Raw genomic sequence first — 22795 nt, 5'->3', positions numbered from 1 at the left:
GACACAAAAAAAGTTCCGTCACCCCGTTAAAAAAAAATCATCTCAACGGACATGAATATACGCGAATGCAATTCGTTTGCATTTCTTGCCAACCGTCCGCCCGTGAGATCTGACCATGCCGTGTGTTCTTCCACCATGCCGCCGCAATCGCATCCGGCCTGCCCGATCCACCCTGCTTGCGGGCACCTCCGCAGTACTGTTCGCCATGTGGGCCGCCACGGGCCATCAGGCCGCGGCAGCGCCGGTTGCGGGCAACATGGCCATCGCGCCATCACCGGCACAGCCCATCAGCATTCCCGCCCAGCCGCTGGCCCGTGCCCTTGCAGCCCTCGGCGCGCAGACCGGCCTGCAGATCGCGTTCGATAGCACCACGATATCAGGTGCACGCTCAGGCGCGGTAACCGGGCAGATGACAACGGAGCAGGCGCTTGCCGGCCTGCTGGCGGGCACGGGCATTACCTACCACACAACCGGGGCGCATTCCGTCTCGCTCATCCGCGCGCCTTCCTCCATCACCCTCGATCCGGTGCGGGTGGAAGGGCAGGGGGCCGTGGGCGGCAAAAAAGGGTGGAAAGAAGAGCAGATCGCGGTTTACGCCACATCGGGGCGGGCAGGGCTTGTGCCCAAGAATTCAAGTGCGGCCACCAAAACCGATACGCCCCTGATCGAAACCCCGGAATCCGTATCCGTCGTGACCCGCGCGCAGCTCGACCAGCAGAACGCCCGCACCATAGCCGAGGCCCTGCGGTATAATGCCGGTGTGTCGGGGGATGTGGCCTCAGGCTACACTACGCGGTTCGACATGGTGGAAATCCGTGGCTTCCAGGGTGCCGCGGGCGCGGATGAGTTTGTTGACAACCTGCGCCTGTTCAACGGCGCCTATTACGCCACCCAGCAGATCGACCCCTACCTGCTCGACCGGATCGACATCCTCAAGGGGCCGCCTTCGGTTCTGTACGGGCAGTCCAATCCCGGCGGGGCCATCGTGCTGACCACAAAACAGCCGACGGCAACCCCCGTCCACTCCATCTCGGTTGAAGGGGGTACGTATGGTTACGTGCGCGGCACCGCCGATTTTGGCGGGCGGCTCGACCGTGATGGCAAATGGCTTTACCGCATAGCCGCAACCGCCACCACATCGGGCACGCAGGATGAACATACCCGCAACGAGCGCTTCGGTGTCCTGCCATCGCTGACATGGACCCCCAATGACCGGCTGAGCATGACGCTGTCCGCCTTCTGGCAGCGTGACCCGCGTGGCGGCAATTTTGATACCGCTCCCCTGGAGGGCACCATCCTGCCCAACCCGAATGGCAAGGTGTCAGACCATTTCTACCCCGGTGACCCCGATTTCGAGACCTACAAACGCACCCAGACGGCGGTCAACTACCACCTGAGCTACCGCATTGCGCCCAACTGGACCTTCAAGTCATTTGCCCGTTACGCCAATGTGGGGGCGTTTTTCCAGCAGGTGTCCTCTGGCGGAATGCTTGATGATGACAACCGCACGCTGGAGCGCGCGGCCTACGGATCGGAGGAGCATTTCGACACGATCACGGTGGAAGAACAGATCCTTGGCCATTTCCGCACCGGGCCGCTCAGGCACAGCGTAATCATTGGCGGCAACTGGCAGAACATCCGTGATTCCGCCAACCTGTATTACGGTGATGCCCCCTCGCTCGATGTATTCGCCCCCACCTACGGGCAGGGCATTGGCAAGCTGGACCTGTACGAGGCCCAGAGCATCACCACCAATCAGGAAGGCATATACGGCGAGGACCAGATGACCTGGGGCAGGCTGCATGTGCAGGGCGGCGTGCGCCATGACTGGTCCACCATCGACACCCGCGACCAGACGGATAGCGGCGGCAGCTTCAACCAGGCGGATCAGGCCACGACGTGGCGCGGTGGCATCCTGTATGCGTTCCCCATCGGCCTGTCACCCTATTTCCATTATGCGGAATCCTTCCAGCCTGCGAACAACCTGTCATTCAATGGCACGCCATTCAAACCCACCCGCGGGCGGCAGTTTGAAGTGGGGCTGAAATACCAGCCGCATAACTTCAACGGCTTTTTCACGCTGGCGCTGTATGACCTCAAGCAGAGCAACGTGCTGGTGACCGACCCCGTCCATATCGATTTCTATACCCAGACCGGCGGCATCCGCTCGCGCGGGATCGAACTCGAAGCCCATGTGGACCTGACCCGCAACCTGAACATCATCGCGGCCTATACCTATCAGGACGTGGCCTATACGCGCGGCAGTGGCGACCTGACTGGCGAACGCCCGATTGCGGTGCCCAAGCAGACATTCTCGGTCTGGGGGCATTATGACCTGCATAATGGTCCACTGCGCGGGCTGGGTTTTGGCGCGGGCGTGCGATATAACGGCAATACGCTGGTGGATAACACGCTGGAATATGTCACCCCCAGCTATGTGCTGGTGGATGCGCAGGCACAGTATTCACTCGATGCCGTTGCCCCCCGCCTGAAGGGCATGCTGTTTCAGGTCACTGCGCAGAACCTGCTCAACCAGCGGTACTATCCCAGTTGCGCGGGCGCCGACACCGGCTGCTATATCGGCGCAAACCGTAACGTAATCGGCAAGGTGACTTATAGCTGGTAGCCTGCGCAAATACAGCATGGCATGACGCCGGAATACCTGATCGGCTCATACGATCTGATGATTGCCTGACCAGGAGATGAAAAGAAATGACACGGTGATGTAATTTTTCGGAACCTGGCCCGGACCGTTCAGAACTCCGACCGGTTACAGGCATTAGAAGTCACATCCACTCATGTGAGGACGTGATGACACTCACCCGACGCACTCTTCTCGCCCTTTCTGCTCTGGGAAGCGCTGCGGTTCTGCTCCCCCGAAGCGGACAGGCTCAGGATGCACAGCATGCCGGAGACGTTACCCCCACCATGGGAAACGTGGTTCGCAATACGCTGCCATTGAACGTGGCGCAGCCGGGCCAGCGGTTTCGACCTCCAACGCGCATGGGGCTTGGCGGGGTTCCGATCGGGAATGGCTTTGCCGCCGGGACGGATGAAGATGCCGAAGCCACGCTGGAAGCCGCATGGGCTTCAGGGGTGCGCTATTTCGATACATCCCCCTGGTACGGACTGGGCCTGAGTGAACGGCGGTTTGGTCATTTCCTGCATACACGGCCGCGGGATGAATTCGTTCTTTCCACCAAGGTGGGGCGGTTGCTGAGTGCAGCACCCCAGCCGCCCGGTGGCACGATGTGGCATGATCCGTCTCCTTTCGCCTACCGTTATGACTACACGGCGGATGGCATCCGGCGCTCGATCGAGGACAGCCTGCAGAGACTGGGAATTTCCCGGCTCGATATTGTTTATATTCATGACCTGTCGCCTGAAAACAGGGATATGGGTTCGCGATGGACGACCTATTTCGACCAGGCTGCCAAAGGCGCCATTCCGGCGCTGACCCGGATGCGGGAGGAAGGTCTCATCAGGGGGTGGGGACTTGGGGTCAATACGCCCCAGGCCGTCCTGCGAACCATCGAGATCGGAGACCCGGATATTGTCCTTCTGGCCACGCAGTATTCCATCCTGCGGCATGACGAGGCACTGACCCACACCTTGCCCGCGCTCGCGCCGCGTGGCATTTCAGCCGTTATTGGCGCGCCGCTGAACGCAGGCTATGCCGCCGGGCGCAATCGCTACGATTACGCGGGCACCATTCCACTCGGCATGGAGCGCAAACGGGCGGCGATGGAAGCCATTGCCAGACAGCACGGGACTGACCTGCGTACCGCAGCACTTCAGTTTGCGGCCGCTCACCCGACTGTCGCGGCGGTCATTCCCGGGGCGCGCAATGCTGCCCAGATGCAGGCGAATGCAAAATCCATGGAAGTCTCGATTCCCGCCGCCTTCTGGGATGAACTCAGGCACAAAAAGCTGATTGCCCAGGCTGCGCCCGTTCCTGCTTCCGGGTAAAGGAATCAGTAACGGGATCCGGACGCCTTATTCTGTTCCAGCAAAACGGTAATCCGGTCTGAAAAGCAGCCTGTCCGCTGTCGTTCTCCTTGCAAGACATGACGTCCGTCAGCGACGTTTTTATAAAACCGATATTGAGGGGCGAATTCCGGCACAGCCTCATTGCGAGGACTGGGTTCACGACAGGGCAGGTGAGGAGATCAACCCGCCACCTGCGGGTGTTATCGTCGGGGCGCGATCTTCATCCGGTGATGAACGCCAGAATATCGGCATTGATGACGTCAGCATGGGTCGTGTGCATGCCATGCGGATAACCGGCATAGATTTTCAATGTGCTGTTCTGAAGCAGCCTGTCCTGAAGGATGGCCGCGTTTTTATAAGGCACGACCTGATCATCATCGCCCTGCAGCACAAGCACCGGCACGGTGATGGCTTTCAGGTCTTCCGTCTGGTCCGTTTCGGAGAAGGCCCTGATCCCTTCATGATGGGCCTTCGCACTGCCCATCATGCCCTGACGCCACCAGTTGCGGATCGTCCCTTCCCAAACTTCTGCGCCCGGCCGGTTGAAACCGTAGAACGGTCCGCTCGCCACATCCAGAAAGAACTGCGCGCGATTGGCCGCCAGCCCGGCACGCAGGCCGTCCAGCACCTCGATCGGCGCGCCTTCAGGGCTGCGATCCGTCTGGACCATCAGAGGCGGCACGGAACTGATGAGCACGGCCCTGGCGACACGTCCCTGCGGCTGACCATATTTTGCGACATAGCGGGCAACCTGTCCGCCCCCTGTCGAATGCCCGACATGAATGGCGTTTTTCAGATCAAGATGTTCGACAACGGCCGATGTGTCCGCCGCGTAATGGTCCATGTCATGGCCGTCGCTCACCTGCGCCGAACGCCCGTGCCCGCGGCGGTCATGCGCAATGACGCGAAACCCCCTGCTCAGGAAAAACAGCATCTGCGTGTCCCAGTCATCGGCGCTGAGCGGCCAGCCATGATGGAAGACGATCGGCCGGGCATCCTTCGGTCCCCAGTCCTTATAGAAAATCTCAACGCCGTCAGATGTCGTGACGAATGACATGATACGTCTCCTTGCCGATCAATAACGGGATACTGGTCAGAGCCTAACGTTAAAGGTAGCTTCAAGGTCAAGTTGCGTTCATGACGGGAGGTACATCATGAAGATTGGAGAACTGGCCCGGCAAACCGGTCTTACGACTTCCAAGATCCGGTTCTATGAGCGCATTGGACTGCTGAAAACGGTTGATCGCCGCCCCAACGGATACCGAACCTATCCACCGCAGGCCGCGCTGATTTTGGGGCTTATCACAACGGCGCAGCGGGCCGGATTTACGCTGGATGAAATCCGCACCCTGCTGCCCTCTGATCTGCAGCGCTGGGACCATGATGCCCTCATGAATGCACTGACACGCAAGATTGCGGATATCGAGGCGCTGCAGGCACGCCTGGCCCAGAGCAAAGCGCACCTCCTTCATCTGATTGCGGACATTCAGGCACGCCCCGACAACATGGACTGTGCGGCCAATGCCCGTCGTGTCCTGACGAATGTGCTTACGGAGCCTCCCGAAAATCTGGACGTGACTCCTGACGATGTACGCCTTCTGGACAGAACGGATCGCCGTCTGTCCGTGAGCAGGGGACGCAGCAAAAAAGCTCTTTCGCCTTAAATTACCCCAGAAGGGACGCGACTTTTCTTGCAGTCGCTCTGGCGGAAGAAGGGTTCTGGCCCGTCACCAGTTTTCCATCCGCCACGACATGGGACATGAAGGGCAGAAAGGCTTTTTCGTAAAGCGCGCCCCGTGCCTTCATTTCAGCTTCCGCGTTGTAGGGTATCTCCCGCGATACGCCCGCCAGCCTTTCCTCAGTCCATGAAAATCCGGTGATTTTGCGCCCGGAGACCAGAAAAGACCCATTGGCAAGCCGGGTGTTCAGCAGGCCGCAATATCCATGACAGACAGTAGAAACAATGCCGCCCTTTTCCCACACTGCGCGGGTGATGGCCTGAAGGCCTTCACTGTCCGGAAAATCCCACATCACGCCATGACCGCCGGTAAAGTAGATCGCATCATAATCCTGCGGATTGATGTCTGCGGGGCAGGGGGTTGAAGAGAGCAGGGCCATTTTTGCCGGATCGGCCAGCCACGCTTTTGCGGAGGCGTCGCGCATCGGCCATTTCAACGCACGTGGGTCAAGCGGAACCCTGCCACCCCTGGGGCTGACAATGTGCTGTTCATACCCTCTGGCGGCAAACACATCCCAGGCATGGGTCAGTTCTGACAGCCATAATCCGGTCGGATGCATTGGATTGTCAAAATGCGTGATGTTGGTGGCAACGTGAAGGATATGACGGCTCATGGCTGGCCTCTTGCGACAGGGTGGTCGGACAACCGTTCTGTAACGTTCAAGCCCGGTTGAAGGTCAATCTGTCGTTTGACATTAAATCTGACTTCAACGTTAGCGTTGTAAGGGCAAACCTGCTCGGCACCATGGAGGCAGCCCCACATGCAGACAATTCTGGGCGCAAATGGCCAGATCGCCACCGAACTGGCGCGAACATTGCATCAGCATCATACGGGCGACCTGCGGCTCGTGAGTCGCAACCCCCGCAAGGTTAACCAGGACGACACCCTTATGGCGGCGAACCTGCTGGATGCAGGGCAGACGACACAGGCGGTAAAAGGCAGCCGGATCGTCTATTTCACAGCCGGCCTGCCCCCTGACAGCACGCTCTGGGAAGAGCAGTTTCCCGTCATGCTGAAAAACGCCCTGCAGGCGTGCCGGGCGGCGGGGGCCAGTTTTGCCTATTTCGACAATACCTACATGTATCCGCAGAACAGCGAGATCCAGACTGAAGAAACGCGCTTCGCCCCGGTTGGCCGGAAAGGGCGGGTGCGCGCCGCAATGGCGTCCATGGTGCTGGAAGAAATGGCCCGGGGAGACATCCCCGTGCTTATCGCCCGCGCACCGGAGTTCTACGGCGCGAAGAAAACCCAGAGCTTCACCAACGCCCTGATCATCGACAGGCTGAAAGCAGGCAGAAGAGCGCTGGTCCCTGTCCGTGACGATACGCGCCGGACCCTCATCTGGACACCGGATGCAAGCCGCGGGCTGGCAACCCTGGGCAATACGCCGGATGCTTATGGCCAGACCTGGCATCTGCCATGCTGTGATGATCGGCCGACCTATAAGACATTTGTCACCATGGCGAGCCGGATTTTCGGACGCACGCCTTCCTATTCTGTCATTGGAAAATGGCCACTGGTCATTGCGGGCATTTTTTCGAAAAAGGTGCGGGAGATAAGGGAGTTGCTGCCACGCTACGAGCAGGACAATCTCTTTGACTCAACGAAATTCAAACGTCGTTTCCCTGCGTTTTCGGTCACGACATATGACGAGGGTCTGGAACTGATCAGGAAGGAGTGGAGAGGGGGATAATGCCTCATGCCAGACATTTGGGAAACACAAAGGCATTTTCTTAACGGGCCGTGCAGCGGCATAGTCTGCACGCTGTAACGCGCTTCATGATGAAACTCTGTTAAGAAGGGAAAAACACGTTCGGGCATGTCTTCAAGTTATGCGAACGCTGCCTGTTGCAATCGCGGATTCATTTCGCGAGACCCACACAAAGCATGCAGGGAGATGCATTCGTATTTCAGTAACCACGGCCGTCCACGCTGATGCGGGTCTGACATTCCTTCAGTACTTCGGTGAAGTGGAGTGTCGTGCGTGACGATCTGGCCTTCATGCCGCTGGGGGCCAATGTGCCGCACCTTACGCTGGCGCTGGGGCATGACCGCATGTGTCAGTTTTCGCGCATTACCCATCTGGTCAAAACCATCAAGGACATCATGCCCCGGCATGCCGCATGAACAGGCGATTACAGGAAAAGACGACTGGTCTATTTTTTATCTGAACACTCCGGCCGGTCATCCATATATACACTCCCATGAAGATCGCCGGGAAACATCGCGCTGCCCGGCAGCATATCCTGCAAGCGGCCCGGCCGCTTATCGGGCAGCGCGGTTTCTCGGCTGTCGGCCTGGCGCAAATACTGGATGTCGGCACCCGCACGGTCATTGACCGGATCAGTGCCGTCATTACCACGGAGCAGGAAGAGGGGGCCACTGGCAGCCGGTCGTGACGATATGGAGGATCGCCTCCATCATCCGGCGCAAATCCGTACGTCGTGGTCTGCCCAGTCGTTTCTTCTCGGGCATCAGCGGCGCAGTCAGCGCCCACTCCGCATCGCGAAGGTCGGCTGCATATTCCAGATCGTCCTTTTGATACTGCATGCGGGTGAGTTCAGTCCAGACCATCCTGATCTCATCAGGTTCTCACAAACCCATAAATTATAACCAACTGAAATCACTCAACTCATTTTTGGTCAGACACTTAAAGTCAATAATTAATAATTTTATTTTTATATTCTATATTTTTAAAATTTCAAAAACTACCACCACAAAGGGTGTCCAGTTAAATTATCATATTTTTCTTTTATTATTTTGTCGCTGCCCCTGTCTCGACCGATAACGAAAGATGCAGAAAATATACCCTTGCTAATGAAAATCGGCTTATCTTTATTATATTTCTTATAAAAACTAAATCCATTATTAATGGCAACGTTAAACCCGATAAAAAATCTCTCAAATAATGTGTATAATGTTTCTGACCGTGGGTTCAATTCTGTTTTTTCAATGTCTCCATTCGGGAAAGACTTCCAATCAATTTCTTTGCTTTTTTTTCTTTTGAATATGGTTTCAATTGCATCGAATTCTTCTCTAAGTTCCTGGGTTCTGATCAAGGGCACGTACCGCCTATATAAATTATCCAATACTAGAATAAATTTATGGTCTGGGCATTCATCAGCAACAAAAAATTTAATGCACCTGAAGAATAACTCCAGATCAGATGGGAACCCAAGCTCTTTCACAACAGACCCCCCATGCACATATGTCTTTTCCATTATTAACTCCTATTCTATAAATAATATATTTTCGTAATATATTATATTATTGCCTTTCATTTCAATTAAAGAAATTATTTTCTCTTTCAATTATTCAGACACAACCTGATCACGGGTTTCTATATACACTGTTTGTATAGCCCCAGAAGGCAGATGAACACGTCTTTGCAACGCCTGCTTCACTATAGAGCAGATAACACGCAATGGTCTGCCGAGATCATAATTTTTAGCTTTATAGCTAATATTAGGGCATGCGAATAACCGTCTGTTTGTGGAAGCCGTGCTCGCCAGCATGGTGCGGGCACCCGTAAAAAGGGGCGCGGATCAGGCCGTCAGCCGATCCCGAGGCCTTCATCGCCGACAAGGCTTATGACGCCGATCCGCTCATTTAAAAACCGTATCTGTCCACGAACAACCCGTTTTTCAATTTATAAAAAATGAAACATCATCGAACGGTTCTTCGTCAGACTGAAGCAGTTCAGAAGCATTGCAACACGCTATGACAAGCCGCAATCAAACCTTACTGTGCAGCAGTGCAGCTCGTCTCCGCTGTCATCGGGGCTAACTGACAACATGCCCGAACTGTCCGGCATTTCGAATCAGAACAAAACAGCCAGATTATGTTTTGATGCTATCGAACAGGCTTTCGTATTCAATTTCATATGATCAGGAATGCAGATACATCAGACCTTCAGAGCAGGTCTGGCTAGCCCACATGAGGTCTGTAATGAATAGGCAGGTCGCACGAGGAAACCATCATCTGCCTAAAAACAGGAGATATCCGCCAAATATTTTGAAATTGATTATTAATATTTTTCGATTGTCTATATTTACCCATAACCATACAAAACCTGTCAATGCTGTGGTTATAAACGCTGCTTATGATCTTATGTATAATCTGTCTTGGACGTCATACGTCTGATTGATCTACTACCATTTCCACGACATCGCGGCATACATCAGCCTTTCAGGCCGGTACATTGCTCGCGGGACCACTATGCCGAGAAGTTCTTTAATTTTCTATTTCTCTCGCCATAAGTTTTGGAAAGTATTGATGCAGTACGCACATGACCCAGCACTCATTCTGGCGCGCTTTCAGTTCGCCTTTACCGTAGGCGTTCATATCATTTTTCCGGCCTTTTCCATCGGACTGGCAGCCTATCTGGCTGTTCTGGAAGGGCTGTGGCTCAGGACCGGACGCCCTGTATTCCTTGATCTTTACCGATACTGGATCAAGGTATTCTCCATCGTTTTCGGCATGGGCGTCGTGTCGGGACTGGTCATGTCGTATGAATTCGGCACCAACTGGTCAATCTTTTCCAAGAAAGCCGGACCGATTACCGGCGTGCTCCTGTCCTATGAGGTCATGACAGCCTTTTTTCTTGAGGCGGGCTTCCTCGGTGTCATGCTGTTCGGCATGAACAAGGTGGGGCGCAAGCTGCATTTTGCGGCCACGTGCTGTGTATCGGTCGGCACCCTGATTTCCATGACATGGATCCTGTCATCCAATTCATGGATGCAGACCCCGCGCGGTTACACCATCGACCCGGCGACCGGGCGGTTCATGCCTGCGGACTGGCTGGCCATCATCTTCAATCCGTCCTTTCCGTTCCGTCTGGTGCATATGGGACTGGCGGCGTTCCTGTCGGTTGCCTTCATCGTGGGGGCGACGGGGGCATGGCATATGCTGAAGGCCCGCAAAGCAGGAAAGATCTCAAGCGAGCCGGTGCGGGTCATGTTCTCCATGGCTATGTGGATGACTGCGATCGTGGCGCCGCTCCAGATCCTGGCAGGCGATGCACATGGCCTGAACACGCTCAGATACCAGCCGGTGAAGATCGCGGCGATGGAAGGGGACTGGGTATCGGAAGACCACGCGCCCGAACTGCTGTTCGGCATTCCCAACATGAAGACCGAACATACGGATTATGCCATCAGACTGCCGCTGGCCGGGTCGCTGATCCTGACACACAGCCTGAACGGCAAGGTTCCGGGCATGAAGGATTTCCCGCGTGACCAGCGGCCGCCTTCACCAGTCATCTTCTTCTCTTTCCGCATCATGGTGGCCCTTGGCATGCTGATGATGCTGGTGGGGCTGTGGTCGCTGTGGCTGCGGCGGAACAGCACCCTGTTCACCAGCCCGGTTTTCCATCGTGTTGCGCTGTGCATGGCGCCTGCGGGCTTCCTCGCGCTGCTGTGCGGCTGGATTACAACCGAAGTCGGCCGCCAGCCCTGGACCGTCTATGGCCTGCTGCGCACATCTGACAGCGTATCACCCGTTGCCCTGTCCTCCATGGCGTTCTCGATGACGGCATTCGTGGTGGTCTATGTGCTCGTGTTCGGCTCCGGCATGGGCATCCTGGTCCGCATGCTGGGCCGCGCACCGCAGGAAGGCGAGCACGATACCCCGCCCGACCACGCTACCGAGATTCTGGCAGCCCGCATGCATCCGGGCGTGATTGACCCCTCTACTGGCAAAGGAGCCTGAGGCATGATGGACTTCGCATACTGGCTCCCCATCGTGTGGGCCGTCATACTGGTGGCCGCCATTTCGATTTATGTCATCCTTGATGGTTTTGACCTCGGCATCGGAATGCTGTTCGCGCTCGAACGCCACCCGGACCGTCGGGATGTGATGGTCAACACCATCGCCCCGGTCTGGGATGGTAACGAGACATGGATGGTGCTGGGTGGGGCCGTACTCTACGGCGTATTCCCCGGTGCCTACGCTACCCTGCTGCCGGCCTTCTACCTGCCGATCGTATTGATGCTGCTCGCACTGATCTTTCGCGGCGTGGCGTTTGAGTTCCGTGTCATGACACGCGGCACGGGAAGGGAAGGGATGTGGAATGTCGGCTTCATGGCAGGCTCCGCTATCGCCGCCTTCTGCCAGGGCGCGATCCTCGGTGGCGTGGTGCAGGGGATCAAGGTTGTTGATGGCGCCTTTGCCGGCGGCCCGCTCGACTGGCTCACGCCGTTCAGCATTCTGTGTGGCCTGTCTGTCATGTGTGGTTATGCCCTGCTGGGGGCGACGTGGCTGATCTGGCGCACCACCGGCGTGCTGGAAGAATCCTGCCGCCGCTGGGCCGCCCGGCTGGCCGTGGGGCTGTTCATCGGCATTGTGGCGGTCAGCTTCTGGACACCGCTGCTGCACGCACCTTACCTGCGCCGCTGGACTGACTGGCCGAACATTGCGTTTGTCGCCCCCGTGCCGGTTCTGGTGGTCGTGCTGGCCGTGCTGTTTGTCATGGGGCTGCGCAGGGGGCACTCGAAGGGACCGTTCCTGTGTGCGCTGGGCTGGTTCTTCCTGTGCCTGTCCGGTCTGGGGATTACGGTGTGGCCCTATGCCGTGCCGCCGGGCCTGACGCTGTGGGATGTGTCGTCTCCGCCATCGAGCCAGTTTTTCCAGTTGATCGGCACCGCCATCATGCTGCCGATCATCCTGACCTACACGATCTATTCCTATCATGTCTTTCGCGGAAAGGTGACGGAAACCGATGGGTATCACTGAGATTGTCCGGGGAAATGGCGATGACGCACCACCGCGCACCGGTGCACGGATTGCATGGTTCGTTGCGATCTGGGCGCTGAGCACCACGGTATTTTTTGGAGCGGCGTCGCTGCTGCATCTGATCGTTCCCCGCTAAACCGGGCGGCATGGCCGCCCGACACTTCCCGCCCTCCAATAAGGGATCTGGTCCAATGCTTTTTGACTTTGAACGTGACTTTGCAGGATCGCTGCGGTGCATTCCCATGATTGCCCGCCAGAAGCTTGATATCATCGGCATCAAGCTGAGCCTGCGCCAGTGGAGCCGCTTTACACGCGAGGAAAGGGGCCAGTTGGCCGACCTGCCGTGTGAGAGTGTGGCCGAACAGGCAGCCTACCACGCACTGGTGGCACACCTGATCGCGACCCGCAGTGACGAACCACTGCGCCATCTGGTGACACGCGGGCTGGAAGCCTGGCGTGATGCGGCGCAGATGCCGGATGCCGTAAAGACCCAGGCGCAGGCTGATGGCATTGCCCCCCCTACGGCCACGCAATGGGCGGCCCTGCTGCCGCTCCAGCGCTTTGCCCTGGTGAAGCTCGCCCGCTCGAGGCATGAGAACGAAAACTTCGTGCCAGCAATGCGGGAATTCGGCCTGCTGCATGATAAGGGTGCTTTCTCCAATCCGACAGCCGTATCGCGTGCCCACACACGCCTGCCCAACTGAATACAGACAATAGGGTCGAGATCATGAGCAACGAGAAAACGCCAGAATACAAACCCTATCATCATCCGGCAGGTGGATGGGGCGCGGCAGGAGCAACCGCGAAAGTGCTGATGGAGCAGAGCGTGCTGGTCAAGGGATCACGCGGGCTGCTGTCCATGAACCAGCCGGGCGGTTTCAAGTGCCCCAGTTGCGCCTTTCCAGACCCCGACCATCGCAAGACGCTGGAGTTCTGTGAAAACGGAGCCAAGGCGCTGGCGCATGAAGCGACAAAGGGGCGTGTGACACGGGAATTTTTTGAAAAATACACCGTCACCGAACTGATGCAGAAAAGCGATTACTGGCTGGAAATGCAGGGCCGCCTGACCGAGCCGATGCGCTACGACGCTGCAAGCGACCGCTACGTGCCGGTGGCATGGGATGACGCGTTCGCCCTGATCGGCCAGCACCTGCGCGCCCTCGACAGCCCGCACCAGGCCGAGTTCTATACATCGGGCCGCACGGCGAACGAGACCGCGTTCCTTTATTCAATATTCGTGCGTGAGTTCGGCACCAACAATTTCCCCGACTGCTCGAACATGTGCCACGAGCCGACCAGCCGTGGCCTGCCGCCGGCCATCGGCATTGGCAAGGGCACGATCGTCATGGGCGATTTTGAGCATGCCGAGGCAATATTCGTGGTGGGGCAGAATACGGGCACCAATTCCCCCCGCATGATGACCAACCTCGTCGAGGCCCGCAAACGCGGCGTGCCGATTGTGCTGATCAACCCGATGCCGGAACGTGCGCTGATCCGCTTTACCGAACCGCAGGATGTGCTCCAGATGGGCACGTTTGGCTCGACCCCGATTTCCAGCGAATTCGTGCATGTGCGCATCGGTGGCGACCTCGCCATTTTCAAGGGCATGATGAAGGCGCTTTTTGAAGCCGAAGCACGCGGCGAGAAGGTGCTTGACCTCGACTTCATCCATGAACACACGGCCGGACTGGACGCCGTGCGTGATGATGCCATGAGCTGTAGCTGGGAGGATATTACCCGCATCTCGGGCATAACCGAGGCACAGATCCGCAAAATCGCGGATATCTACATGAAATCCAATGCCACGATCATCTGTTACGGCATGGGGCTGACGCAGCATCAGGAAGGATCACGCCTGATCCAGCAGGTCGCGAACCTGCTTCTGCTGCGCGGCAACTTTGGCAAGCCCGGCGCTGGCATCGCGCCGATCCGTGGCCATTCCAACGTGCAGGGCGACCGCACGGTTGGCATTGATGAAAAACCCACCGATGCCTATCTGGATCGCGTGCGGGACGTATTCGGGTTTGAACCGCCGCGCGCACATGGGCACCACGTGCTCGAAGCGGTCGAGGCCATGGAAGCGGGCACCGCCAAGGTGTTCTTTGGCATGGGGGGCAATTTCATCCGTGCCGTGCCGGATACGGACCGTTCCTACGCCGCCATGCGCAACCTCAACCTGACGGTTGGCGTGGCGACAAAACTGAACCGGGGGCACCTGGTGCATGGCCGGGACGCGCTGATCCTGCCAGTTGTGGCCCGCTCGGAAATCATCCGCACGGAAGCGGGCGAGCAGTTCGTGACCATTGAGGATGCGATGGCGAATGTCACCGCATCGCGCGGTGTGTTTGAACCCGTGAGCGAACACGTGCTGCCGGAAACCGAGATCGTCTGCCGCATGGCCATGGCGACACTGCCCGACTCCCGCACGCCGTGGGCGGATTGTATGGTCGATTACACCCTGATCCGGGACAGGATCGCCGAGGTCTATCCTGAAATTTATGCGGATTTTTCCGAAAGGATCAAGAACCCGCATGGTTTTCACCTCGATATTCCACCCCGTCGCCGCGTGTGGAACACACCCAACGGCAAGGCGAATTTCCTCATGCTGCCGGGGCTCGAAGTTGACGTGCCGGTCAAGGATACGGCCATGCTGCGTCTGGCGACCATCCGTTCGCACGATCAGTATAACACGACCATCTACAGCAACAGTGACCGTTACCGCGGCGTGTACAACACCCGTCTTGTCGTGTTCATGAACAGGGACGACATGGCTGAACGCGGTCTGGCGAATGGTGATGTGATTGGCCTGGAAACCTGCAGCGATGACGGGATCAGGCGCTATGTCGATGGCCTGAACGTGCTCGACTACCCCATGCCGCGCGGCGCCATTGCCGGATACTACCCGGAACTGAATCCGCTGCTGCCGCTGGACTATTTTGACGAGATCAGTGGAACACCCGCGGCGAAATCCATTCCGGTCAAGGTGGTGGAAAGTGTTGCATCCGCACCGCCAATCCGGATTGCAGGCTGAGAGGGCAGGCGGCCATGGATGACGATAACAACAGCCGGCCGGTCAGCCCTGCGCCGCCTGTCGACAGGCTTGGCCGCCCGCTGCGTGACCTGCGCATTTCGGTCATGGACCGGTGCAACTTCCGGTGCCCCTACTGCATGCCGGAAGCCACCTACCATGAAGCCTTCCGGTTTCTTGGCCCGACAGAACGGCTGAATTTTGACGAAATCGAACGGATCGCGCGCCTGGCGGCCGGACTGGGTGTAACCAAAATACGGCTGACGGGTGGGGAGCCGCTCCTGCGGCCGGGCCTGCCTGACCTTGTGCACCGCCTGAGCGCCCTGCCGGGCATTGAGGATGTCGCCCTGACAACCAATGGCGTCCTGCTGCCCCGTTTTGCGCCAGCACTCCAGCAGGCGGGACTGCGGCGCGTGACAGTCAGCCTCGACAGCCTTGATCCCGCCGTATTCGCCCATATGAGCGGCGGCAGGGGGGAGCTGTCTGCCGTGCTGCAGGGCATTGACGCCGCATGCGCCGCCGGGTTTGCAGGTGGCGTCAAGATCAATACCGTGGTCCAGCGGGGCGTGAATGACGCGGGCGTGCCGGATATTCTGGCGCGCTTTCGGCATACCGGCGTGACAGTCCGTCTGATCGAATATATGGACGTGGGCAATCTCAACGGGTGGGACCGTGCTGATGTCGTGCCCTCCAGCGAACTGCGTGCCCGCATTGCAGCGCTGTGGCCTCTTGAACCGCTGCTGCCCCGCTATCGTGGTGAGGTGGCCCGTCGTTATCGCTATGTCGATGGGGCCGGGGAAATCGGGTTCGTCTCATCAGTCAGTGAACCCTTCTGTGGCATGTGCTCGCGTGCACGCCTGTCTTCGGACGGAAAGCTCTATACCTGTCTGTTCGCAGCGACAGGCACAGATCTGCGTGCACTCCTGCGTGGGAATTCTTCTGATGCCGACGTGGATGAACGGCTGCACGCAACCCTGTCACGGATCTGGCGCCATCGGATCGATCGCTACAGTGAGGAACGCGCCCGCCTGCCCGCATTGCTGGCCAGCGGGGAACAGGCATCCCGACAGGAAAAAATCGAAATGCATTATATCGGGGGATGACATGGATTTTCTATGCACACCCCAATATTCACCGGGCAGCAGACCATGACGGCGTTACTGTACGGGCTGGTCCTTGCAGGTGGCGAAAGCCGCCGCATGGGGCAGGACAAAGCCGCACTGCCTTACGGTGGCCGCCCGCAGCTTGCCCGCGCCTTTGACCAGTTGGAGCGGCATGTTGAGCGCTGTTTCGTCTCGATACGTCCCGATCAGCAGCCTGATCCGCTCCGGGCGTCCTATCCCTGCATTATGGACAGGCGGGAGATAAAAGACATGCTCGGCGGTGGCCCGATGGTCGGCGTGCTTTCTGCTCATGTGGCCTATCCCGGTGTTGCGTGGCTCGTTGTCGCGTGCGACCTGCCGCTGCTAGACGATACGACGCTTGCCGCCCTTGTGCATGGACGCAACGCGGCTCTGGCTGCTACGGCCTATGTGAGCGAAAGCGACGGCCTGCCCGAGCCGCTGTGCACGATATGGGAACCCGCTACGCTGGCCGCCCTGAACAGGCAGGCGGCGAACCGGAAAATCAGGCCGCGCCAGATGCTCGCCGGTTCGGCGGTTCATCTCCTTGAAGTAAAAAAAACAGGTGCGCTGGAAAACGTAAATGCACCTGATGAACGCAAGCAGGCGCTCAAACGCCTGGGGTGTTCTGAACAGGAAGTAAGATGCTCAATATAGAGTTGCAGTATTTCGCACAGCTTCAGGATGAAGCTGGAAAAATACACGAAATACGAAAGACCCCGGCCCCCACGGCAGCCGCGCTTTATGACGAACTCCGTAATGCCTATGATTTTGCGCTTGAACCTGCCTGCATGCGGGTTGCGATCAATTCGGCATTTGCCCCATGGGATCAGCCGCTGTGCGAAGGCGACCACGTTGCCTTCATTCCGCCGGTGACAGGCGGATGAACGACTTCATCATGGCCGAGACGCCTGTGGACATCAGCGCCCTGCGCAGGGTGCTCCTTGTTCCCGAAGCAGGCGGGTTCTGCTCCTTTGAGGGCCGGGTCAGGCAGACGAACGAAGGTCGCGCCGTTTCTGGCATTGATTATAGTGCTTTCGGGCCACTGGCGCTGACGGAAGGGCAGGCCATCCTGACGGAGGCGAAACAGCGTTTTGCCCTCTGCCGTGCAACTGCCATGCACCGGACCGGCTACCTGTCCATTGGCGAGATGGCGGTATGGATTGGTGTCTGCGCAGCACATCGCGATGCGGCTTTCAGCGCCTGTCGTTACATTATCGACGAGATCAAGCAGCGCGTCCCGATCTGGAAAAACGAGCATTATACAAGTGGCGAGACCGGATGGGTGCCGTGCCACACCTTCTGACCATCAAACTGCCCGTCCCGATGCCTGAGGCTGCCGTAATGTCTGCTCTCTTTTACCCGTTAGATGTGAGTTCCCTGTCGCGTCCGGATGAAAAATTCAGCCTGAACGTGGCGGAGGAAGTGCCGGTCAGTCTCCTGTTCAACGGGATTTTTCCATATGGCACGATGATGATGACACCAGCAGATCTGAAAGATTTCGCTTATGGATACTGTATAACCGAACAGATCGTCGGCGCGGTTGCAGATATCCGTTCGGTGAACATTGTAGAGGCTGATGACGGCCTGACCCTTGATATTTTTATAAAGGGTCAGGCGCTGACACAGCTCATGCGCCGTAATGTCCGCATGCAGGCGGGGCATTCAAGTTGCGGCATATGCGGCAGCGAGAATGTACCGGAATATGACGCTGTAGCCGCGACCCCGTTGGGGGAGGGGCCGTGCCTGTCAGTAACAGCAATACGCAATGCCCTGCATGAACTGCGCAAATGGCAGACGCTGAACGCGGCGACACGAATGGTACATGCAGCCGCATGGGCAGATAAAGACGGCAATATTCACATGATCCGGGAGGACGTGGGGCGGCACAATGCACTGGATAAACTGATCGGTGCGCGTGCCTGCCAGCCGGAAGTTTTTCATGAAGGTTTTTGTCTGCTGACAAGCCGTTATTCGTTTGAAATGGCGCTCAAGACGGTGCGCGCCGGTATTGCCGTTGTGGTCGCGATTTCAGCCCCGACATATCGTGCATTCCGGACGGCTGAAACAATGAACCAGACCCTGATCGCCATTGCGCGGCAGGATGAGCAGACACTGTTCTGTGGCGAAAAGCGCCTTACCGGATAGTATTTCATGCCTGTTCCGGTCATGCTGGAATAGTGGGCGATATGACATCCATAGGAAGATGCCCCGGTCCGCAGGTTGCCGGTCAGTAAGTATTCGCGGAGTATGACATGTTTCCCAAGCAGCTGTACTATCTTCGGGAAATAGATAAATTCAGAAGATTTTCGAAGGCGGCAGTTGCCATGAAACGTCTCGCAGCCATCCCTCTCGCGCGCCATACGTGTGATGGAGGAAGAACTTGGCATTGTTATTGTTGACCGGAAAAGAAAAGTTTTTGGCCTGACGCAGGAAGGTATGCAGATACTCAAATGAGGACATGAAATCCTGCACGGTGTCGCGGAAATCCAGAATGTCGTCTCCCTGTCCCACCAGAAACTGGCAGGGGCAATCAAAATCGGCGTCATTCCAACAACAGCCGTTCACATCATTCCCCTTCTTATGGATGCGGTAAAGGAGCGTATCGGGGATTTTGTATGTGACGTTCTGGTTCTTTCCAACGCAGAGATCGTTGAAAAGCTGAACATAAAGCAACTGGATATCGGGATCATGTATTGTGAGGAGTGCCCCAGGGCGCCAGCCTCCACCATGCACGAACTTTATAAGGAAAAGCAGGTCCTTGCCCAGCGTACAATTTTCCACCAGGCGATGAAGTCATTTGGGAGACGGCCGGACGGGGGTCGGAAAACATGCCTTCTGTCATGGTCTCACAGAAAACAGCGGAATCGTTCAGGCTGCGTGGTCCAGCAGGCGATGCAGGTAGGCGGCCAGCACGACCGCCTCGTTATGCTGCGTGTCACGCGCGCCATACAGCACGGTGAGGGGACCGGCACGCGCCATGTCCAGCAATTGCTGCACGGGTTGGGGATTGGCCTGCAGTTGTGCAATATAGCGTTCCTGAAACCCATCCCACCGGGCCGGATCATGCCCGAACCACTGGCGCAGTTCAGTGCTCGGCGCGATGTCCTTCAGCCACAATGACAGGTCAGCGCGCTGTTTGCTGACCCCACGGGGCCACAGGCGGTCCACCAGCACGCGGTAGCCATCATCGGGGGCGGGCGGGTCATAAACCCGCCTGACATGGATGGGGTGCGTCATGGCTAACCAACCAGTGCCGCATCCGCTGCCGAACCGAAGAATTCAAAACGGATCTGGCTTTCGGGCACGCCACCGGCCTTCAGCGTGGCGATGGTATCACGCATGAAGCCATCGGGACCGCAGATATAATAGGTCACGGCGCGGTCGATTTCCTGTGCCAGCCATGCCGGTGTCATGCGGCCTGCATGGGTGGTGACGCCCGTGGCATCCTGTGCTGCCTCCGGCGTTGCGCGGCTGTAGAACAGGTCGGCGCACAGCATGCCCTTTGCAGCAAGGGCGCGGATATAGGGACCAAAGGCTTCGGTTCCTGGCGTGCGGGTGGTGTGGATATAACGCACGCCCGTGGCCGCGCCCGCATCCAGCGCGCCCAGCATGGAAATGAAAGGCGTCAGGCCAGATCCTGCGCTGAGGAATACGATGGGCGCGGGGGCCGGAGCGCCCAGCGTAAAGTCGCCCGCCGGTGCGGAAACCTGCAGCACCGTGCCTTCGGGCACGCTGTCATGCAGCCAGTCGGATACCACGCCATTGTCAATGCGGCGAACGCTGATGCGGTAGGACTGTGAACCGGGTGCGGAGGAAATGCTGTAATTGCGCCGTTCCGACCCATACCCCGGCACATCAAGGCGGAAGCTGAGATACTGCCCCGGCACATGGCGCATGACGGGTTTGCCATCGACGGGCGTCAGTTCGAAGGAGGTAACGGTCTCGCTTTCGACCGTGCGGCGACTGACGCGGAAGGGACGCCAGCCAACCCAGCCGCCAGGGGCTGCGGCATGGGCCACGTATATCTGTTCTTCCCGCCCGATCAGGATTTCAGCCAGGAACCAGTAGGCCTTGCCCCAGGCATCCATGATTTCGGGTGTTGCGGCATCCCCCAGCACGTGGGCGATGGCGCCCAGCAGGGCATCGGCCACGTAAGGGTAGTGTTCAGGCAGGATGTTCAGCCCGACATGCTTTTCCGCAATGCGTTCGACCGCACCGGCCATGGCGCCAAGGTTGTCGATGTTGCGCGCATAGGCCAGCACGGCAAGCGCCAGCGCCCTTGGCTGCTCCCCATCCTTCTGGTGCGAAATGTTGAACAGGTCGCGAATGTCCGGATTGGCCAGCAGGCGACGGTACATTTCCGTCGTGATCGCCAGGCCGTGCGCTTCCAGTGCGGGGACGCAGGCCTTGATGATGCCGCGGGTCTTGTCATCCAGAGGTGAGGTCATTTTTTCTGATCTTTCTTAAAGATATATATTTAGGATATCTTTATGGATCTCCTTAAATATGTCAATCTCTTATACCTTTACGGCCACGCATGCCCTTTATGCAGGGTCCGCCCGTTGACCACCCAGCAGCATGAAGCCCGCTGACTGGTTGATGACCTGACCCCTCCGCATCACCTGTGCAGAGGGGTAATTTCAAAGAACTGGCTGTGGCGGACGGAAGCAGGGGTATTCACGGGCCGCGACGGTACGCAGGAATGGCTCTCTGGACATAAATCCAAGCCAACGAAAGCGCATGGCGTTCCATGGGCTGTATTTTTCAGAGACGCTGGCCGATCAGGCCATCAGACAGCCTGCTACGCCCAGCGCATTACGATGCTGATGCCCGTGACCCGGCAATGAGAATATCGACCAGACGCTTCGCACTGGTCTCCCAGCCGGGACCAGCCGCATAGTTCGAGACCCCCGCCAGGGCACGGAGCAGGTCAACCGGCTCGATATCCGCGCTGATGTCGCCACTGGCTACGGCAGCCGCTACAAGCCCATCGATCGCCCCCTGCAGGACCGTGCCGGACTGGGCGTAAAGCGTGCCCGTGCCGCCTGCCAGTCCGTTAAGGGCGGGGGCGATGACCAGCTTGGCAGCAATGTAATCCACAAACAGCCGCATCCATGCACGCAGCGCCTCCACCGGCGGGTACTGCGCGGCAAGGACCGGTGCGGCATCGGCAAGGCGGTCGAGTTCAGCGCGGTACACCGCCTCGATCAGCGCATCGCGATTGGGAAAATGCCGGTAAAGCGTTCCAATCCCTACACCTGCACGGCGCGCGACCTCATCCAGAGGAATATCGATTTCACCTGCAGTAAACGCGGCCTTGGCCACGTTCAGCAGGTTCTCCCTGTTGCGCTGTCCATCGCTGCGCGGTCGGCGGCGCGGCTTTTTTTCTTCGGTCACGCGTTTCCCTCTTGTTAAGCGGAGCAATCCTCCGCATATATCAAGCGGAGCCATGCTCCATATAACAGCCCGCATGCCACTTCGGCAAAAAAACGGATGCATCCTCATCAAGGAGTTCCACCCATGACACAGATTTTTGGTGCAAGCTCAACAACGGAAGATGTCCTTTCCGGCGTGTCCCTGAAGGGCAAACGCGCCCTTGTGACCGGCGTTTCTGCCGGCCTGGGCGTTGAAACCGCACGCGCCCTTGCCGCACATGGCGCTCAGGTGGTGGGTGCCGCACGCAACCTGACAAAAGCAGAGCATGCCACCACGCAGGTCCGTGCCGACGCCGAGCGTGGGGGAGGGAGTTTCGAATTGGTCGCCCTGGACCTTGCGGACCTGAGCAGTGTCCGTACCTGCGCCGATCAATTGAACGCAGCCGGTCTGCCCTTTGATCTGGTCATCGCCAATGCGGGCGTGATGGCCACGCCGTTTGGCCATACGAAAGACGGGTTCGAGACGCAGTTCGGCACCAATCATCTGGGGCACTTCGTCCTCGTTAACCGGATTGCGGGACTGATGCGCACCGGCGCGCGGCTAGTGAACGTATCCTCGGCCGGACATCGCTTCGCAGATGTTGACCTCAAAGACCCGAATTTCGAGCATACCCCGTACGACCCCTTCATCGCCTACGGGCGCTCTAACAGCCTGTCGGGTTGGGCATTTTGCGGCTGATAACGCCGAGGCTGACCCGGCTTATGCTGCCTGAAGCCGTGCCATTCTTTTGCAGTTGTATGCGAGAG

Annotated in this window: 21 protein-coding genes and 4 pseudogenes; 18 read left to right on the top strand and 7 right to left on the bottom strand. The window is 57.9% G+C overall.

What is annotated here, in order from left to right:
• Positions 1 to 115: 115 nt before the first annotated feature.
• Positions 116 to 2626 (top strand): TonB-dependent siderophore receptor, encoded by a 2511-nt coding sequence (locus tag CDI09_RS14475; protein WP_078523920.1) that lies wholly within the window; start codon positions 116 to 118, stop codon positions 2624 to 2626.
• Positions 2627 to 2928: 302 nt separating this feature from the next.
• Positions 2929 to 3969, top strand: a complete 1041-nt coding sequence (locus CDI09_RS14470; RefSeq protein WP_236944578.1) for an aldo/keto reductase — start codon at positions 2929 to 2931, stop codon at positions 3967 to 3969.
• Between the two features lie 241 nt (positions 3970 to 4210).
• On the opposite strand, the gene CDI09_RS14465 is transcribed toward CDI09_RS14470, so the two are convergent.
• Positions 4211 to 5047: an alpha/beta fold hydrolase gene (locus tag CDI09_RS14465; protein WP_078523923.1), complete on the bottom strand. Its 837-nt coding sequence runs from the start codon at positions 5045 to 5047 to the stop codon at positions 4211 to 4213.
• Between the two features lie 97 nt (positions 5048 to 5144).
• Here CDI09_RS14465 and CDI09_RS14460 point away from each other — a divergent pair, with 97 nt between their 5' ends.
• Positions 5145 to 5654, top strand: a complete 510-nt coding sequence (locus CDI09_RS14460) for a MerR family transcriptional regulator (RefSeq protein ID WP_078523925.1) — start codon at positions 5145 to 5147, stop codon at positions 5652 to 5654.
• A gap of 1 nt (position 5655) precedes the next feature.
• Here CDI09_RS14460 and CDI09_RS14455 read toward each other — a convergent pair whose 3' ends face one another.
• Positions 5656 to 6342 (bottom strand): type 1 glutamine amidotransferase domain-containing protein, encoded by a 687-nt coding sequence (locus CDI09_RS14455; protein WP_078523926.1) that lies wholly within the window; start codon positions 6340 to 6342, stop codon positions 5656 to 5658.
• A 147-nt stretch (positions 6343 to 6489) separates the two neighbouring features.
• Between CDI09_RS14455 and CDI09_RS14450 the strand changes: the two genes are divergently transcribed.
• From CDI09_RS14450 to CDI09_RS18610, 3 genes and pseudogenes are all read left to right on the top strand, one after another.
• Positions 6490 to 7422 carry an SDR family oxidoreductase gene (locus tag CDI09_RS14450; RefSeq protein WP_078523928.1) on the top strand — a complete coding sequence of 311 codons (933 nt, stop codon included), beginning with the start codon at positions 6490 to 6492 and terminating at the stop codon, positions 7420 to 7422.
• A 287-nt stretch (positions 7423 to 7709) separates the two neighbouring features.
• The gene (locus CDI09_RS14445) at positions 7710 to 7856 is read left to right on the top strand and encodes a hypothetical protein (RefSeq protein WP_205836654.1); all 147 of its coding nucleotides are present in this window, start codon (positions 7710 to 7712) and stop codon (positions 7854 to 7856) included.
• Positions 7857 to 7933: 77 nt separating this feature from the next.
• Positions 7934 to 8047 (top strand): annotated as a pseudogene (locus CDI09_RS18610) (TetR/AcrR family transcriptional regulator); the annotation flags it as partial.
• A gap of 49 nt (positions 8048 to 8096) precedes the next feature.
• Here CDI09_RS18610 and CDI09_RS14435 read toward each other — a convergent pair.
• Both CDI09_RS14435 and CDI09_RS14430 read right to left on the bottom strand, forming a co-directional pair.
• A pseudogene (locus CDI09_RS14435) lies at positions 8097 to 8303 on the bottom strand (transposase); the annotation flags it as partial.
• Positions 8304 to 8437: 134 nt separating this feature from the next.
• On the bottom strand, positions 8438 to 8950 hold the full coding sequence (locus tag CDI09_RS14430) for a hypothetical protein (protein ID WP_078523930.1): 513 nt from the start codon (positions 8948 to 8950) through the stop codon (positions 8438 to 8440).
• A 1054-nt stretch (positions 8951 to 10004) separates the two neighbouring features.
• Between CDI09_RS14430 and CDI09_RS14425 the strand changes: the two genes are divergently transcribed.
• From CDI09_RS14425 to CDI09_RS18935, 11 genes and pseudogenes are all read left to right on the top strand, one after another.
• The gene (locus CDI09_RS14425; RefSeq protein ID WP_110571371.1) at positions 10005 to 11438 is read left to right on the top strand and encodes a cytochrome ubiquinol oxidase subunit I; all 1434 of its coding nucleotides are present in this window, start codon (positions 10005 to 10007) and stop codon (positions 11436 to 11438) included.
• A gap of 3 nt (positions 11439 to 11441) precedes the next feature.
• On the top strand, positions 11442 to 12461 hold the full coding sequence (gene cydB, locus CDI09_RS14420) for a cytochrome d ubiquinol oxidase subunit II (protein WP_110571370.1): 1020 nt from the start codon (positions 11442 to 11444) through the stop codon (positions 12459 to 12461).
• Entirely contained in the window at positions 12448 to 12597 is a 150-nt protein-coding gene (locus tag CDI09_RS14415; protein WP_110571369.1) for a DUF2474 domain-containing protein, read from the top strand. The genes cydB and CDI09_RS14415 overlap by 14 nt, the downstream gene beginning before the upstream one ends.
• Before the next feature lie 55 nt (positions 12598 to 12652).
• Entirely contained in the window at positions 12653 to 13165 is a 513-nt protein-coding gene (locus tag CDI09_RS14410; protein WP_078523933.1) for a nitrate reductase associated protein, read from the top strand.
• Positions 13166 to 13188: 23 nt separating this feature from the next.
• Positions 13189 to 15492, top strand: coding sequence for an FdhF/YdeP family oxidoreductase (locus CDI09_RS14405; protein ID WP_078523934.1), 2304 nt, complete (start codon positions 13189 to 13191; stop codon positions 15490 to 15492).
• A gap of 14 nt (positions 15493 to 15506) precedes the next feature.
• Positions 15507 to 16592 (top strand): GTP 3',8-cyclase MoaA, encoded by a 1086-nt coding sequence (gene moaA / locus CDI09_RS14400; RefSeq protein ID WP_110571368.1) that lies wholly within the window; start codon positions 15507 to 15509, stop codon positions 16590 to 16592.
• A gap of 45 nt (positions 16593 to 16637) precedes the next feature.
• Positions 16638 to 17267, top strand: a complete 630-nt coding sequence (locus CDI09_RS14395; RefSeq protein WP_236944579.1) for an NTP transferase domain-containing protein — start codon at positions 16638 to 16640, stop codon at positions 17265 to 17267.
• Positions 17255 to 17497: a MoaD/ThiS family protein gene (locus tag CDI09_RS14390; RefSeq protein WP_078523937.1), complete on the top strand. Its 243-nt coding sequence runs from the start codon at positions 17255 to 17257 to the stop codon at positions 17495 to 17497. Before CDI09_RS14395 ends, CDI09_RS14390 begins: the two co-directional genes overlap by 13 nt.
• On the top strand, positions 17494 to 17916 hold the full coding sequence (locus CDI09_RS14385; protein ID WP_078523938.1) for a molybdenum cofactor biosynthesis protein MoaE: 423 nt from the start codon (positions 17494 to 17496) through the stop codon (positions 17914 to 17916). Before CDI09_RS14390 ends, CDI09_RS14385 begins: the two co-directional genes overlap by 4 nt.
• Before the next feature lie 38 nt (positions 17917 to 17954).
• Positions 17955 to 18758, top strand: coding sequence for a formate dehydrogenase accessory sulfurtransferase FdhD (gene fdhD, locus CDI09_RS14380; protein WP_078527600.1), 804 nt, complete (start codon positions 17955 to 17957; stop codon positions 18756 to 18758).
• 318 nt (positions 18759 to 19076) lie between these two features.
• Positions 19077 to 19316, top strand: a pseudogene (locus CDI09_RS18935) (LysR substrate-binding domain-containing protein); the annotation flags it as partial.
• A gap of 165 nt (positions 19317 to 19481) precedes the next feature.
• Here the strand turns inward: CDI09_RS18935 and CDI09_RS14370 are convergent.
• The 3 genes from CDI09_RS14370 to CDI09_RS14360 form a co-directional block, all read right to left on the bottom strand.
• Entirely contained in the window at positions 19482 to 19850 is a 369-nt protein-coding gene (locus CDI09_RS14370) for a DUF488 domain-containing protein (RefSeq protein ID WP_078523939.1), read from the bottom strand.
• Between the two features lie 2 nt (positions 19851 to 19852).
• Positions 19853 to 21061, bottom strand: coding sequence for an NO-inducible flavohemoprotein (gene hmpA / locus CDI09_RS14365; RefSeq protein WP_078523946.1), 1209 nt, complete (start codon positions 21059 to 21061; stop codon positions 19853 to 19855).
• Positions 21062 to 21428: 367 nt separating this feature from the next.
• Positions 21429 to 22010 (bottom strand): TetR/AcrR family transcriptional regulator, encoded by a 582-nt coding sequence (locus CDI09_RS14360; protein ID WP_078523947.1) that lies wholly within the window; start codon positions 22008 to 22010, stop codon positions 21429 to 21431.
• A gap of 123 nt (positions 22011 to 22133) precedes the next feature.
• Here CDI09_RS14360 and CDI09_RS14355 point away from each other — a divergent pair.
• Positions 22134 to 22700 (top strand): annotated as a pseudogene (locus CDI09_RS14355) (SDR family NAD(P)-dependent oxidoreductase); the annotation flags it as partial.
• Between the last annotated feature and the right edge of the window lie 95 nt (positions 22701 to 22795).

This window comes from Komagataeibacter nataicola (assembly GCF_003207795.1).
GTDB classification, from domain to species: Bacteria; Pseudomonadota; Alphaproteobacteria; order Acetobacterales; family Acetobacteraceae; genus Komagataeibacter; species Komagataeibacter nataicola.
This window is presented reverse-complemented; position numbering and strand designations above follow the sequence as displayed.